At 53.5% G+C, this 14812-nt stretch carries 19 protein-coding genes; 5 read left to right on the top strand and 14 right to left on the bottom strand.

The window, feature by feature from the left end:
* The coding region (locus HMPREF9098_RS10520; protein WP_003784662.1) for an IS5 family transposase at window positions 1-393 on the top strand (393 nt) is incomplete at its 5' end.
* 269 nt (window positions 394-662) lie between these two features.
* Here HMPREF9098_RS10520 and HMPREF9098_RS10515 read toward each other — a convergent pair.
* The 7 genes from HMPREF9098_RS10515 to HMPREF9098_RS10485 all read right to left on the bottom strand — a co-directional run bounded on the left by HMPREF9098_RS10515 (window position 663) and on the right by HMPREF9098_RS10485 (window position 7869).
* Window positions 663-2432 carry an ABC transporter ATP-binding protein/permease gene (locus HMPREF9098_RS10515; protein ID WP_003784659.1) on the bottom strand — a complete coding sequence of 590 codons (1770 nt, stop codon included), beginning with the start codon at window positions 2430-2432 and terminating at the stop codon, window positions 663-665.
* A gap of 93 nt (window positions 2433-2525) precedes the next feature.
* A complete protein-coding gene (locus HMPREF9098_RS10510; RefSeq protein ID WP_003784657.1) occupies window positions 2526-3416 on the bottom strand; it encodes a LysR family transcriptional regulator in 891 nt (296 codons plus the stop codon).
* Between the two features lie 143 nt (window positions 3417-3559).
* Window positions 3560-3934 (bottom strand): diacylglycerol kinase, encoded by a 375-nt coding sequence (locus HMPREF9098_RS10505; RefSeq protein ID WP_003784655.1) that lies wholly within the window; start codon window positions 3932-3934, stop codon window positions 3560-3562.
* Complete coding sequence (locus tag HMPREF9098_RS10500; protein ID WP_003784652.1) at window positions 3934-4371, bottom strand: peroxiredoxin; 438 nt, start codon at window positions 4369-4371, stop codon at window positions 3934-3936. The genes HMPREF9098_RS10505 and HMPREF9098_RS10500 overlap by 1 nt, the downstream gene beginning before the upstream one ends.
* Window positions 4372-4437: 66 nt before the next feature.
* Window positions 4438-5682, bottom strand: coding sequence for a PilT/PilU family type 4a pilus ATPase (locus HMPREF9098_RS10495; RefSeq protein WP_003784650.1), 1245 nt, complete (start codon window positions 5680-5682; stop codon window positions 4438-4440).
* A gap of 16 nt (window positions 5683-5698) precedes the next feature.
* A complete protein-coding gene (locus tag HMPREF9098_RS10490) occupies window positions 5699-6739 on the bottom strand; it encodes a type IV pilus twitching motility protein PilT (protein WP_174901021.1) in 1041 nt (346 codons plus the stop codon).
* 185 nt (window positions 6740-6924) lie between these two features.
* Window positions 6925-7869 carry a branched-chain amino acid transaminase gene (locus tag HMPREF9098_RS10485; protein WP_003784646.1) on the bottom strand — a complete coding sequence of 315 codons (945 nt, stop codon included), beginning with the start codon at window positions 7867-7869 and terminating at the stop codon, window positions 6925-6927.
* Window positions 7870-8067: 198 nt separating this feature from the next.
* Between HMPREF9098_RS10485 and HMPREF9098_RS10480 the strand changes: the two genes are divergently transcribed.
* Complete coding sequence (locus tag HMPREF9098_RS10480; protein ID WP_040564972.1) at window positions 8068-8379, top strand: LapA family protein; 312 nt, start codon at window positions 8068-8070, stop codon at window positions 8377-8379.
* 15 nt (window positions 8380-8394) lie between these two features.
* On the top strand, window positions 8395-9567 hold the full coding sequence (gene lapB, locus HMPREF9098_RS10475; protein WP_003784644.1) for a lipopolysaccharide assembly protein LapB: 1173 nt from the start codon (window positions 8395-8397) through the stop codon (window positions 9565-9567).
* A 126-nt stretch (window positions 9568-9693) separates the two neighbouring features.
* Here the strand turns inward: lapB and HMPREF9098_RS10470 are convergent, their stop codons facing one another.
* Together HMPREF9098_RS10470 and HMPREF9098_RS10465 are read right to left on the bottom strand one after the other, a co-directional pair.
* On the bottom strand, window positions 9694-10239 hold the full coding sequence (locus tag HMPREF9098_RS10470) for a nitroreductase family protein (protein WP_040564472.1): 546 nt from the start codon (window positions 10237-10239) through the stop codon (window positions 9694-9696).
* Between the two features lie 51 nt (window positions 10240-10290).
* The gene (locus tag HMPREF9098_RS10465; protein WP_003784641.1) at window positions 10291-11073 is read right to left on the bottom strand and encodes a tRNA threonylcarbamoyladenosine dehydratase; all 783 of its coding nucleotides are present in this window, start codon (window positions 11071-11073) and stop codon (window positions 10291-10293) included.
* A 121-nt stretch (window positions 11074-11194) separates the two neighbouring features.
* Here HMPREF9098_RS10465 and HMPREF9098_RS10460 point away from each other — a divergent pair, with 121 nt between their 5' ends.
* Both HMPREF9098_RS10460 and efp read left to right on the top strand, forming a co-directional pair.
* The gene (locus tag HMPREF9098_RS10460; protein WP_040564470.1) at window positions 11195-11668 is read left to right on the top strand and encodes a universal stress protein; all 474 of its coding nucleotides are present in this window, start codon (window positions 11195-11197) and stop codon (window positions 11666-11668) included.
* Window positions 11669-11961: 293 nt separating this feature from the next.
* Complete coding sequence (gene efp, locus HMPREF9098_RS10455; protein WP_003784639.1) at window positions 11962-12522, top strand: elongation factor P; 561 nt, start codon at window positions 11962-11964, stop codon at window positions 12520-12522.
* A gap of 79 nt (window positions 12523-12601) precedes the next feature.
* Here efp and HMPREF9098_RS12360 read toward each other — a convergent pair whose 3' ends face one another.
* The 5 genes from HMPREF9098_RS12360 to HMPREF9098_RS10435 form a co-directional block, all read right to left on the bottom strand.
* Window positions 12602-12724 carry a hypothetical protein gene (locus tag HMPREF9098_RS12360; RefSeq protein ID WP_257004634.1) on the bottom strand — a complete coding sequence of 41 codons (123 nt, stop codon included), beginning with the start codon at window positions 12722-12724 and terminating at the stop codon, window positions 12602-12604.
* A 76-nt stretch (window positions 12725-12800) separates the two neighbouring features.
* A complete protein-coding gene (locus HMPREF9098_RS10450; RefSeq protein ID WP_003784635.1) occupies window positions 12801-13235 on the bottom strand; it encodes a ClpXP protease specificity-enhancing factor in 435 nt (144 codons plus the stop codon).
* A gap of 36 nt (window positions 13236-13271) precedes the next feature.
* A complete protein-coding gene (locus HMPREF9098_RS10445) occupies window positions 13272-13877 on the bottom strand; it encodes a glutathione S-transferase N-terminal domain-containing protein (RefSeq protein ID WP_003784633.1) in 606 nt (201 codons plus the stop codon).
* Window positions 13878-14008: 131 nt separating this feature from the next.
* Entirely contained in the window at window positions 14009-14392 is a 384-nt protein-coding gene (locus HMPREF9098_RS11245; RefSeq protein WP_050781254.1) for a hypothetical protein, read from the bottom strand.
* 5 nt (window positions 14393-14397) lie between these two features.
* A complete protein-coding gene (locus HMPREF9098_RS10435; RefSeq protein ID WP_003784624.1) occupies window positions 14398-14751 on the bottom strand; it encodes a hypothetical protein in 354 nt (117 codons plus the stop codon).
* Between the last annotated feature and the right edge of the window lie 61 nt (window positions 14752-14812).

The raw sequence follows: 14812 nt of genomic DNA, 5'->3' as shown, positions 1-14812 counted from the left end.
AAACTGCACATCACTCCTGCCAATACCCATGAGTGCAACCATCTGTCCCCTTTGTTGGAAGGCATTGCCGAAGGTACGACCGTCTATGCCGACAAAGGCTACGACAGTAAGGAAAACCGGCAACATCTGAAAGAGCATCAATTGTTAGACAGCATTATGCGCAAAGCCCACCGCAACCGTCCGCTGACGGAAGCGCAAACCAAACGCAACCGATATTTATCGAAGACCCGTTATGTGGTGGAACAAAGCTTCGGTACGCTGCACCGTAAATTCCGCTACACCCGGGCAGCCTATTTTGGGCTGATTAAAGTGAGTGCGCAAAGCCATCTGAAGGCGATGTGTTTAAACCTGTTGAAAGCGGCTAACAGGCTAAGTGTGCCTGTTTGCGCCTAAAAGGCGGTCCGGATGCCTTATTATCAGGTATCAGGGGAGGATTAAGGGGGTATTTGGGTAAAATTAGGCGGTATTGGGGGGCGGAAACAGCTGAAAACCTGTGTTTGGGTTTCGGTTGTCGGGGGAAGGGCTTTTTTGCAAAGGTCTCAAATAGTACGTCAAGGCGAGCCAACGCCGTATCATTGCGATTTTAATTCACTATAAAAAAGCAGCCTGCACCCTCGGGAACACATCCCAAAAGTGCAGGCTGCTTTTTTCGACAAATCCGTTTATGCCGGACAGCCGCCCAGCACATCCATGCTGCGCTGGTGGAACTGCGCCAGCGTGTTGCGGTGGCCGATGCTGACCATGATGCTGTCGGGCAGCCGCTCGCGTATCAGGCGGTACAGGTGCGCCTCGGTCGGCTCGTCCAGCGCGGCGGTGGCCTCGTCCAGCAGAATCATTTGCGGCTTGGCCAGCAGAATCCGCGCAAACGCCACGCGCTGCAATTCGCCGGGCGACAAAATATGCTGCCAGTCTTTGTCGCTGTCCAAATGCTCCGCCAAATGCCCCAGCGAGCATTCCTGCAAGGTTTGGCGCAGGGTTGCGTCATCGGTTTCGATGTGCGGATAACACACGGCCTCGCGCAGCGTTCCCTGCGGCACATAAGGCCGCTGCGGCACAAACAGCGTTTGTGCCATGTCGGGCGCTGTGATTTTGCCTTGGCTGCCGAATGTCCAAAGCCCTGCCAGCATCCGCAGCAGCGAGGTTTTGCCGCAGCCCGAAGGCCCTTTGAGCAAGATGCTTTCGCCTTTTTTCAGGCTCAGGTTGATATTGTCCAGCAGCGTGTTGCCGTTGGGGCGCAGCAGGCGGATGTTTTCCAGTTGCAGGCTGCTTTCCGCGCGTCCGTGTTCGGCTTTTGTGGCGGCTTCGGGCGTCTCCATACTGGTTAAAAAGTCGCTCAAACGCTCCAAGCGGGCGCGGTAGGCGGTGAATTGCTCGTAAAACAGACGGAAGAACGACAGGGCTTTTTGCAGGCGGGCAAACGACTGCACGGTTTGCTGCACGTCGCCGATTTGGATTTGGCCGGACAACACGCGCGGCGCCTGCAAAATAATCGGCAGCAGTTGGATGCCCTGGCTGAACATTTCGTTGAAGCCGCTCAACCCGACGCTTTGGCGGGCAATGCGCCAGCGGTTGCGCACAATCATGGCGAAGCGTTGCGACAGGCGGGCGTGTTCCACCGATTCGCCGTGGTAAAAGGCAATGCTTTCGGCGTGGTCGCGCACGCGCACCAAAGAATAGCGGTAATCGCCGTTGAGTTTTTCGTTTTCGTAATTGTAGCCAATCAGCGGATGGCCAATCCACATGGCGATGACGGTGGCGAGAATCACAAAAATAAACACAAAATAAACAATGCCATGCGGAATTTCGATGCCGAATACGTTCAATACGCCGGCAAGCCCCCACAGCACCACGCCGAACCCTATCGACGTGATGGCGGAATTGAGCATGCCGCGCACAAATTCAATGGTATTGGCGATAAATTCCTGCGCGTCCTGCTGGATACGCTGGTCGATATTGTCCGGCGTGTGGCGGTGGGTTTGCAGGCGGTAGTAATTTTTGTCGGCCAGCCAACGCGTTACCAGCACTTTGTTGAGCCGCTCCGACCATTTAATCGACAAGGCTTGGTCGAAAAAGTCGTTCACCGCGCCGTTGAACGCGCGCAACAGCACCATGGCAGCATTCAGTCCGGCAAACATCCACAGGGCGTTCACGTCTGCCTTCTGCATGGAGGTGTACAGCCCGTTGGTCATGAAGGTGCCCAACACGTTCAGTCGCACTTCGGTGAGCAGCAGCACCACCATCAGCGAAATGAACAGCACAATCCGCAGGCTGCTTTTGCGGTCGAGGCAGGGGGCGAGCACTTGGCGGAACTGCCGCCCGAAGCGGGTGAAGCCGACGGCCAACACGATAATCATCAACGCGGCGGCCACTCCGCCAAAGGTTTTCAGAAGCCACAACGGTGTGGAATAAAGTTCAATTTGCCATTTTTGCATGATGTGTTTTCGGATAAAAAAGCAGCCTGCACAGGGTGGGAGGCGTGTCAGGCCGGCGGGTTCGACAAATAACGGGGGTTGAATATCAATTCATCAGGCGGCGCCCAGCTTCCACAAACGCTGCACATTTTCCAGCAACAGCGTCACAGCGGGGTCTTCGCTAAATTCGTCCAAATAAATAAAGTGCAGCGGCAAATGTTGTTCGAATTCGTCCAATACGGCAATGTCTTTGCCCTGCCCGACGGCTTCGAGCGCCGAGTGTTTCGGCACCATGGCCAAACCCTGCTGCGCCACTGCTAAATCGATGATGGTTTGCGGATAATCGCAAATAATCTGCTTTTTCGGATTCAGCTTGTGCCGGTGCCAGAACTGTTGCAGGTTTTTATAACTGCTGGAAATGCCGGACATTTCTATCCAGGTGGAATCGTTCAGGCTTTTGGGCAGATTATCGCGGATACGCTGCAACTGGCTTTGCGGGCAAATCAGCGAATAATCGACGTGTTCCAAAAAATGCACCTGTAAATTGCGCTGGTCGATATGCCCCAAAAAGAAGCCCGCATGGATTTTTTTGGCCAGCAGGCGCGACAAAATTTCAATGCTCATGCCGTAATGGATGTGCAGCTGCGTTTTCGGCTCCTGCTCGACAATGCAGCGGGTCAGCGCGGTAACTTTGCGCGATTCGATGGGGTGGATGATGCCCAGTTGGACGCTGTGGACATAGTCGGCCGACAGGGTTTGGGCAAACTGCTCCAAGCGGTGCTTGTGCTGCAACAAGGCTTCGGCTTCGGGCAGCAGCACTTCGCCGGCGCGGGTGAGCTGCATGCCGTTGTTGGTGCGCACAAACAAGGCCGTGCCCACATCGCTTTCGAGCGCTTTGATTTGGGCGGACACGGCCGGTTGGGAGAGGAACAGTTTTTCGGCAGCCTGCGTGAGGTTTTTGGTGCAGGCAACGGCGATAAAGGCTTTTAAGTGCTGGATATCCATAATGAAAATTGTGAAGGCTGCTTTTTAAATGGAAATACGGACAGGGGCTGTTTTTTAACATAGTTTAAAAAAGGTGCAAAGTGTTTTTACACACCAAAACCCCTTAATGCGCGGTGCATCAAGGGGTTTGTCGGTTTGTGCGCTTAGCCGCCGCACAAGGCCATCAGCCAAAGGATGAACACCAGCGTCAAAGCCAGCATTTGCGCGGCAGAACCGATGTCTTTGGCGCGCTTGGCCAGCGGACGCAGTTCCAGCGAAATATCGTCCACCACCGCTTCGATGGCCGAATTGAACAATTCCACCACCAGCGAGAAAAACGATGCGAACACCAGCACCATGCGGACGGACAAATCGAAATCGGCACAGCACACCATGATGAGCAGCACCGCATGCAGCAGCAATAATTGCCGGAATGCCGCCTCATAACGAAAAGCAGCCTGCAAACCGTCTACGGAATACCCTGCGGCGTTCAGAATGCGTTTAAACCCTTTTTTTCCTTTTAGTTCATTGTGTTCCATCACAATTCCTTCACCGCGTCCAGCACAGCCTGCGCATGACCGGCCACCTTCACCTTGCGCCATTCGCGCACAATTTCACCTGCCGCATTCAGCACAAACGTGCTGCGCTCAATGCCGACATATTCCTTGCCGTACAATTTCTTCGGCTTCATCACGTCAAACAGGCGGCACACGGTTTCATCCGTATCGCTCAACAGCAAAAAGCGGAAACCCTGTTTGCCGCAAAAATTCTGGTGCGATTTCACACTGTCGCGCGAAATGCCGACCACCGTATAACCCAACGCCTGAAATTCCGGCAATAGGCGGTTGAAATCCAAGCCCTCGGTGGTGCAGCCTGCGGTGTTGTCTTTGGGATAAAAATAGACCACCAGCGGCAAGTGCAGGCTGCTTTCAAAAACGGAGCCGTCCGAGGCAGGCAACTGAAACGAATAAGACATAATATACTTTCAAGAAAAAACCGTATTATCAGGATAATACGGCTGTCGGTTAATGTGCAGGCTGCTTTATTTCTGCAAACTCAAATTGCTGACGCGGTCGTAAATCGCTTCTTTATCGTTACCTTTGTCCCACAATTCGATTTTCAGGCGCAAGTCGTTCACCGATTCGGCCTGACGCAGCGCCTCGTCCACTGTGATTCGGCCGTCTGTGTACAACTTGAACAAGTCTTGGTCGAACGTCTGCATGCCGTCGGTTTCGGAGCGGTTCATCAATTCCATACATTCCATCAGTTCGCCTTTGAAAATATGGTCTTGCATGGCAGGGCTGTTAATCAGCAAATCGACAATCGCGGTACGTCCGCCCTCTTTCAGGCGCGCCAAACGTTGGCCGATAATGCCCACGATGTTCAACGCCAAATCCATCAATACCTGCTGGTGGCGCTCTTCCGGATAGAAGTTCATAATCCGCTCGATGGCCTGCACCGCATTGTTTGCGTGGATGGTGAACATGCACAAGTGACCCGTTTGCGCAAGCTGCAACGCATATTCCATGGTGTGTTCGTTACGCACCTCGCCCACACAGACCACATCCGGCGCCTGACGCATGGCAGACTGCACCGCCATCGACCAAGAAGTCGTGTCCACGCCCAATTCGCGCTGCGTGAAAATCGATTTAATCGGTTTGTGCAGATATTCCACAGGGTCCTCAATGGTTACAATGTGGCCGGCCGCGTGTTTATTGCGCCAGTCCAACATCGCCGCCATGGAAGTGGATTTACCCGAACCGGTCGCACCCGCCAGAATCAGCAGGCCACGCGGTTTCATGGCCAATTCTTTCAAACCTTGCGGCAATTTCAAATCGTCCACTGTCAAAATATTGGTGGTGATGCGCCGCCAAACCATACCCATGCGGCCTTGCTCGTGGTAGGCGTTCACACGGAAACGGATACCGTCTTTGGACGTAGCGGAATAGTTCAATTCCAATTCATGGTCGAAGCGCGAACGCTGCTCGGACGACATAGTGGAATACACCAACACCTGCGTGTCTTGCTGGGTCAAGGGTTTTAATGGCACGGGTGTCAATTCACCATTGATTTTAAATGACGGCGGGAAACCTGCGCTGATGAAAATATCCGATGCACCGCGCTTTTCACATTCGGCCGCCATTTTTTCCAGCAACGGATGCAGCGCCGCTTTTTGACTCATTGACGGTTCAGGTGCAGGCTGCCCCGCACCGGAACCGCCTTGGTTTTTCTTATAATCGTTCAAAATACCTGCCAATAAGGAGGTGATTTCTTGTTGGTCTGACATAATATTTTCCCGATGTTTAGTTGATCATATCTGGGTTTTGGGCTTTCGCGCGTGCCGCTTCCAAAGAAATGATATTGCGGCGAACCAAATCTTGCAGACATTGGTCGAGCGTCTGCATACCGAAGTTCTGACCGGTTTGGATGGTGGAGTTCATCTGGGCGACTTTGTTTTCGCGAATCAAGTTACGGATGGCCGGGGTAGAAATCATAATTTCGTGTGCGGCCACACGGCCTTTGCCGTCTTTGGTTTTCAACAGTGTTTGCGAGATAACGGCACGCAACGATTCGGACAACATCGAACGCACCATTTCTTTCTCGGCGGCGGGGAACACGTCGATCACACGGTCGATGGTTTTGGCAGCAGATGTGGTGTGCAGCGTGCCGAATACCAAGTGACCGGTTTCCGCAGCGGTCAATGCCAAGCCGATGGTTTCCGGGTCACGCATCTCACCCACCAGGATGATATCCGGGTCTTCACGGAGCGCGGAGCGCAGCGCATTGGCAAAGCTGTGCGTGTGTTCACCAAGTTCGCGCTGGTTCACCAGACATTTTTTGGATTGGTGCACAAACTCGATAGGGTCTTCAATGGTGAGGATGTGGCCTGCCTGATGGTCGTTGATGTAGTCAATCATTGCGGCTAGGGTGGTGGATTTACCCGAACCGGTCGGGCCTGTTACCAGTACCAGTCCGCGTGGCACGTCGGCGATTTTTTGGAAAATGCGCGGCGCTTTCAATTCTTCCAGCGTCAATACTTTGCTGGGAATGGTACGCAGCACGGCGGCAGGGCCGCGGTTGGTATTAAAGGCGTTCACACGGAAACGCGCCACATTGGGCAGCTCGAACGAAAAGTCGGTTTCCAGATTTTGCTGGTAATTTTTGCGCTGCAAGTCGTTCATAATCGAGCTAATCATGTTACCGACCTGCTCCGCGTTCATTTCGGGCAGGTTAATACGGCGGATATCGCCGTTCACGCGGATCATAGGCGGCAGGCCTGCGGACAGGTGCAAGTCTGAGGCTTTGTTTTTCACGCCGAAGGCGAGAAGGTCGGTAATTTGCATTTCACTCATGTGATAACCCTTTTTGAAAATTTTGAATAAAATTATGATGGCATTGTAAAGAACTTTCTGTGTTTTGATAAGCCCAAATCGGAAAAATAGGCCGTATATCGCCATCCTTACAACAAAGCAGCCTGCACTTGAATGCCGTCGGGCAAAGTGCAGGCTGCTTTTTTCATTACACGTGTTTAACCGACATACGTCAGATAGTGTTCGTATGCGGGATTGCGTCCTTCGACAATATCGAAGAAGCGTTTTTGGATTTCGGTGGTGATGGGGCCGCGTTCGCCGATGCCGATTTGGCGGTTGTCGATTTCGCGGATGGGCGTTACTTCCGCCGCCGTGCCGGTGAAGAATACTTCGTCGGCAATATACAGTTCGTCGCGCGTAATGCGTTTTTCAATTACTTCCACGCCGATTTCTTTGGCGATTTCAATCACCGTGCGGCGCGTAATGCCGTCCAATGCCACGTCCAGCGCGGGTGTGAACAGTTTGCCGTCTTTAATGACGAAAATATTTTCACCGGAACCTTCGGCCACATAGCCCGTTGCGTCCAGCAGGATGGCTTCGTCATAGCCGCCTTGATGGGCTTCGGTATTCGCCATGATGGAGTTCATATAGTTGCCGTTGGCTTTGGCTTTAATCATGGTGATGTTCGGGTGATGGCGCGTGAAGCTGCTGATTTTGCAGCGGATGCCTTTGCGCAAGCCTTCTTCGCCCAAATATGCGCCCCATGCCCATGCGGCCACAATCACCTGCACGTCGTCGGGTTTCGGGGCAATACCCAATTTGAACGAACCGTAAAACGCCATCGGGCGGAAATAGCACGATTTCAGGCCGTTGGCTTTTACCACGTCGATATGCGCCTGATTGATTTGCTCTTTGGTAAACGGCAGTTGGATGCCGACGATTTTTGCGGAGTTGAACAGGCGGTCGGTGTGGTCGCCCAAACGGAAAATGGCCGGGCCTTTGGGGGTGTCGTATGCGCGCACGCCTTCAAAAACGCCCATGCCGTAATGCAGCGTGTGTGTCAAAACATGGGTTTGGGCGTTGCGCCATTCCACCAGTTCGCCGTTATACCAAATTTTGCCGTCGCGGTCGCTCAATGCGGTTGCGGGTGTCGGTGCGCTCATTTTTATGCTCTCTTCAATCTTGTTAATCGGTTTGCGGTGCAGGCTGCCTGCACAATGAAAAAGCAGCCTGCACCGGGTAAAGATAACGAATTATACACGCGCAAATCGATTAAACAAGTATCAAATCCCACGCAAATCGTTTACACTTACGCATTTACGATATATATGCAGGCAGCCTGCACTTTTCAGGGAGACATCATGAAGCTGTTTTATCTCATTATCAAAGCCATCATCCTGATTTTTTTCGTGATCATCGCGCTGATCAATTTCCACAGCGTGCCGTTCACCTACCTGCCCAGCCAAACCGTTGATTTGCCGCTGATTGTCGTCATGTTCGGCATGTTCGTGGTGGGTGCGCTGTTCGGCCTGTTCGCACTGCTCGGCCGCCTGCTACGCCTGCGCCACGAAAATGCGCGCCTTCGTGCCGAAGTGCAGAAAAGCGCCCGTTTGGCCACGCAAGACATCGCCGCGCCCGCCGCCTCCGACACAACGCCTGCAACACGCCCATAAGAAAGCCCCGCCGATATGGAAAATATCGATATTTGGTGGCTGCTCATTCCCGTGTCGCTGCTGCCCGTGTTTTTTGCACTGGGCTGGCTGGCGGCACGGGTGGACATTAAAATCCTGATGAAATACGCCAAAAATGTTCCGGAACATTTTTACGCGGGCGTGAATGCGCTGGTGGACAAAAACACCACCGCCGCCGCGCATCACCTTGCCGAAGCTGCTTCTATGCAAGGTAATGTGTACGAATTAAGCCTTTCGCTCGGCAAACTTTACCGCCAGCGCGGCGAAAACGACAAAGCCATCGCCATGCACAAAGCCCTGCTCGATTCGCCCGACACCGTGGGTGCGAAACGCGAGCGCGTGCTGTACGAACTGGGCCTGAACTACCAAAACGCCGGCCTGGTGGACAGGGCCGAGCAAATTCTGCTGGGTTTGCAGCACAGCAATATGGCGCAGTCGGCCAACGAAATCCTGCTCAATATTTACCAGCAAGACCGCGACTGGGAAAAAGCCATCGCTACCGCGCAACTGCTGGCGCACGACGAGCAAACCTATCAATTTGAAATCGCACAGTTTTATTGCGAAATGGCGCAGGCGGAACTCTTCCGTGGCAACGATGACGCGGCGCAACAAAAAGTGCAGGCTGCTTTGCAGGCCAACCCAAAATGCGCGCGCGCCAATATGATTGCCGGCGACATTGCCGTGAAGCAAGGCCGCTTTCAAGATGCCGTCGCCGCCTATTCCGCCATCGAACAGCAAAACCACGCTTATTTGAGCATGGTCGGCGAGCGGCTGTACGACGCTTACGATGCACTGGGCAATCCGCAGGCCGGCTTGGACGTGCTGACGGGCTATGCCAAAACCTTTCCCGATGTCGATTTGAATCAGGTGATTTACGACAAATCGCTGCTGCTGCACGGCGAACAAACCGCCGCACAGACCGTTCTGGAACTCATCCGCGCCAAGCCCGATTTGAACGGCATGTACCGCCTGCTGGGGCTGCACCTGCCAGAACTCAACCCGCAATGGAAAGCCGATGCCGACATGATGCGCAACGTTATCGGCCGCCAGTTGCAGAAATCGTTCATGTACCGCTGCCGCAGCTGCCATTTCAAATCGCTGGTGCATTTCTGGCACTGCCCCGCCTGCAACAAATGGGAAACATTCACGCCGAACAAAATCGAAATATAATTTCGAGCCGTCCAATCGGATTGCAGCCTGCATCAAAAGCAGCCTGCACCCGCCGTTCCCCATATTCGGGCAACAAAAAACCGCTTCTCTCGCACAGAAGCGGTTTTTATATTTATGTTATGACGCTTACCAAACCTGGGTAAACGCAGACACATCGGTATTTTTCGCCGCAGACGGTTCGCATTCCGCCGTCCCCAACAGCACCAACCCGATGATTTTTTCTTTTTCGCCGCACGCAAACGCCTGTTTCAGCAACGGCGAATGCACCCACATGCCCGTCAGCCACACACTATCGAAACCTTGCGCCTTGGCCGCCAACTGAATGGCATAGGCAGAGCAGCCTGCACTCAGTTCCTGTTCCCATTCGGGCTTGCCGCTTTTCGGGCTGGCAATCACGGCCACCACCATCGGCGCCATATTGCCCAAACGCTCCGCTTTCGCCATTGCTTCTTCGCCCATCTGGTTCTGCGTTACCGTGTCGCGCAGCAGCTGGCGGTAGCGGTTCATGCCCTCTTCCGATTCCACCACGACAAAACGCCACGGGGTCAGGTTGCCGTGGTCAGGCACTTGCGTGGCCGCCTGCAAAATGCTGTCCATCTGCAATTCATCGGGTGCGGGCGCGGTCAGTTTTTTGCTGGAACGGCGCGTGGTCAATAAGGTTAAAATATCCATGTTGTTCATCCTTCTGTTCTCTTGATGTTACATAAATTAAACGGCAAACGGTTATTTATCGTTCGTCAAAGCAGCCTGCACAATATGTTCCACCGCCGCTGCGGCGCAATGCAGGCCGAAACTCGCCGTGACCAGCATGCTCGCGCCATAACCCGCGCACGACAATCCCTGCGGTGCGCCACCCGTTTCGCAGGCAGCCTGCACTTGCGGCGCAACCGCCTGTTCGCGTGAAAACACGCACGGCACGCGCATTTTACCTTCGCGCGGCAATCCATATTGGCGGCGCAAGCGGTAACGCAGGTTGGCCAGCAACGGATCGTGCGTGGTCTGGCTCAAATCGGCGCATTCGATTAACTGCGGCAACCGCTGCCCCCCTGCCCCGCCGCTGACCACGAACGGCTGTTTGCCGCGGACAAAATGATTCGCCATCGCTGCCTTCACCGACAGCTGGTCAATCGCGTCAATCACGAAATCAAAACGCGCCGCAAACAATTCGGGCAAATTTTGTTCGTCCACAAAATCCTCGATTTCGTGCACCCGGCATTCCGGCTGAATCTGCATAATCCGTTCGTGCAGCGCAGTCACTTTCGCTTTTCCGAAATCGGGCGTGAGCGCGTGCAGCTGGCGGTTCACATTGGAAACGGCGATATTGTCCAAATCAATCAGCGTCAGTTCGCCCACGCCGCTGCGGGCCAAGGCTTCCACCGCCCAAGAGCCTACGCCGCCCACGCCCACCACGCACACGTGCGCCCGGCGCAAAGCCTGCAAACCCTGTTCGCCGTATAAACGCGCAATCCCGCCGAAACGGCGCGCATAATCGTCAGAAATGTCCATCCGTATTCCTCAAAAAGCAGCCTGCACCCACAGAAAAAAGCCGACAAACCGACTCAGTTGGATTATACTACAAAGCACAGGCATCAGCCTGTTTCACCCCAACCGGAAAGGAGAGCTGTTTATGTATCACCATATCGTCGTTGCCGTGGACGGCAGCAATACTTCCCTGAACGCACTCAAACACGCCGCCGTTTTGGCCAATGCCGGCAACGCCAAATTGACCCTGCTCACCGTGGCCAACCCCGGCGAATACATGACCTTGGCCCCTGAATTTTTACAGCACGACAGCTATGAAGAAGCCGCCGTATCCAGTGGCAACGAAGTGTTGGCGGAAGCCAGCCTGATGGCGCGCAACGAAGGCGTGCAGCACGTGGAAACCCACCTCTTGGTGGCCACGCGCGGCGAAAAAGAAATGGCGCAAGAACTGGTGGATTATGCCGATGCGCAAGGCGCCGATTTAATCGTCATCGGCACACACGGCCGCACGGGCCTGATGCACCTGCTGATGGGCAGCTTTGCCGAAACCGTGATGCGCCAAAGCCACTTGCCGCTGCTCGTCATCCGCAGCCAATCTTCGGAAGAAGCCGCCGAATAATGCGCGCAGCAGAGAAACATTACTACGGAAAATTAGACTAATTCGCAACATTGACGTAATTTTACACAATTATTTCAGCGAATTGTTTGACAAGCATGAAATAAAAGTACATAATGCGCTCATTCCGTTGCACAGCAGTGGAATATTTCTCCTCTATTTCTCCTTTGTAGATTTTTGCACCTATCCTTTGATAGGTGCTTTTTTTTGCTTATTTTTCACATAAAACTTTATTACACGCGGCATTTACGCTAAAATGCCGCGTTTTATATTTAACGCAACGAAAGAGAAACCCTATGAAAACCGCACAAGAATTACGCGCCGGCAACGTATTTATGATTGGCAACGACCCTATGGTGGTGCAAAAAACCGAATACATCAAAGGCGGCCGCTCTTCTGCCAAAGTTTCCATGAAACTGAAAAACCTGCTCACCGGCGCGAACAGCGAAACCATCGTGAAAGCAGACGACAAATTCGACGTTGTCGTCCTGAACCGCAAAAACTGCAAATACAGCTATTTTGCCGACCCAATGTATGTGTTCATGGATGATGAATTCAACCAATACGAAATCGAAGCCGACAACATCGGCGACGCGCTGAAATTCATCGTGGACGGCATGGACGACGACTGCGAAGTAACCTTCTACGAAGGCAACCCGATTTCCGTGGAACTGCCCACCATCATCGTGCGCGAAGTGGAATACACCGAGCCTGCGGTGAAAGGCGACACTTCCGGTAAAGTGATGAAAACCGCGCGCTTGGTTGGCGGCACCGAAATCCAAGTGATGTCTTACGTGGAAAACGGCGACAAAATCGAAATCGATACCCGCACCGGCGAATTCCGCAAACGCGCGTAATCCGTATTGCTCATACCGTTAAAAAGCAGCCTGCACCCCGAAATGGGAAGTGCAGGCTGCTTTTTTCAATGTTGCGCGATTAGCGGGTAACTTCAGCACCGCCTTTCAATTCGCCGTACATTTGGTTGTGTGCGCCGCCGGATGTGCCGGCACATGCCGCCAGTGTTAATGCGCAAATGCTCAATAAAATATATTTTTTCATTGCCTGCTCCTTCATCATGGCTGGTTAATCGTTTTGTCAGTACGGCTCTCGCCCACCGATGGCGCATGATAGCACTTTATCCGCGATTCGGGCGGAATTTAACCACTTTGGCCGTTCCGCCGTCATTCGGGTCGGTTTCCGCCGATTCGGGCGCGGCTGCGGATGCGGCTTCAGCAGACTCGTCCGGCTGCCATTCTTCCACTTCAAAGCCCATACCCTGGCCGGTTTCTTTGGCGAAAATGCCCAACACATGGCCGACCGGAATCCAGATTTCGTGCGACACGCCGGCAAAGCGCGCATGGAAATGAATCCATTCGTTGTCAATCGTCAAATCTTTGGTGGCGGACGGACTGATGCTCAAGACAATCTGATTGTCCTGCACATATTGCGCCGGCACGCGCGTGTGCTCGTTCACCCAAACCGCCAGATGCGGCGTGCAACCGCTGTCCAAACACCATTCGTATAAGGCGCGAATCAGATAGGGTTTGGTGGAAATATTCGCTGTGTCCATATCATCTCCCAAGCAAAAGCAGCCTGCACTTTGCCGTTAGCGGCGCATCGCTTTTTCGGCCGGCGTGAGCGCGTCGATAAAGGCTTGGCGTTGGAAAATGCGCTCGGCGGATTTCAAAATCGGCGCGGCGGCCTTGCCCAATTTGATGTCGTAATGGTCCAAGCGCCACAGCAGCGGTGCCAGCGCCACGTCAATCATGGAAAAGTCGTCACCCAAAACATATTTGTTTTTGGCAAATGCGGGGGCAATCATAGTCAAACCGCTGGCAATCGCTTCGCGCGCGGCAGCCTGCATTTTGGCGGTGGAAGACGGGTTTTCCAATGTTTTCACATGGACAAACAGCTCTTTTTCCAAACGGTGCAACACCAAACGGCCGCGGCCGCGCATCACCGGGTCGGCCGGCATGAGCTGCGGGTGTGGGAAGCGTTCGTCGATATATTCGTTGATGATATTGGATTCGTACAGCACCAAATCGCGTTCCACCAGCACCGGCACTTCGTTATACGGGTTCATCACCGCCAAATCTTCGGGCTTGTTGAACACATCGATGTCTTTAATCGTAAAGTCCATGCCTTTTTCAAACAAAACGAAACGGCAACGGTGGCTGAACGGGCAGGTAATTCCGGAATACAGAACCATCATGATGGGATTTCCTTTTCAAAAAAAACAGTGCAGGCTGCTTTTCAACAGCGCCGTGCAAAATCGATGGGGCTGAATTATAAACGTTTTTTCTTTTTTTGGCTACAAATTTCCATATAACCATCTGTTTATACTTAATCTTTCTGCCAAAGCTGCGCCCACACATAAAAGAAGCGCCAATCTTCCGCCGACAAACTGTCCGGCAGCAACACCTGCGCCACCGAACCGCCGCCGTCCAACTGCCACGACAAACACGCCCAACGCGGCACCATCAGGCAGCCTGCGCCCAATCGTGCAGGCTGCTTTTGCCCGCGGTAGCGCACATAAGCCACACCCTTGTCTTCCAGCACCAGTTCCGAAACATCATGCGGCAGAAGCATCGCCCAAACACCTGCCGCCGCACCGGCCAGCAGCAAAGCAGCCTGCACCCACGACCATTCCCAGTAGCACAAAACCGCCGCCGCATACGCCGCGCACAACACGCCGACCAGCACGCGCCGCCAGCGCGAAACACGCACCGGGATTACTCGTCCATCACGGCACTGCCTTGCCATTGCGCCTCTTCCAAATCCAACACCATATCGTGAATTTCCAGCTCGAAAAACGACCAAAACTGCGCCAAATCAAACGGCTGCGGGAAATCCGCCTCGTCAACCGACCAAGAAGCCAGTTCCGCCGCAAACAAAGCGCGATACCGCTCGCCCACATAAGCCACCGCCTCTTCCGGCATTTCAAACACCGGCAGCAGGAACACGCTGCAATTCGCGCGCAGTTGCGCCAACGTCAAATCCGCAAAATCCTCGTCATACTGTTGCAACCATGCCAAAAACACATCGGTCGGCTTCAATACCGCCGCCATTCTGTCCACAAAAAACATTCTTTGTCCTCGCAAAAAACCGCTATTGTACCCAAAATACGCAATACTACATCAGACTACA

Source organism: Kingella denitrificans ATCC 33394 (genome assembly GCF_000190695.1).
In the GTDB taxonomy this organism is placed as follows: domain Bacteria; phylum Pseudomonadota; class Gammaproteobacteria; order Burkholderiales; family Neisseriaceae; genus Kingella_A; species Kingella_A denitrificans.
The sequence above is the reverse complement of the archived record's forward strand: the minus strand, read 5'-3'. Positions and strand labels throughout refer to the sequence as shown.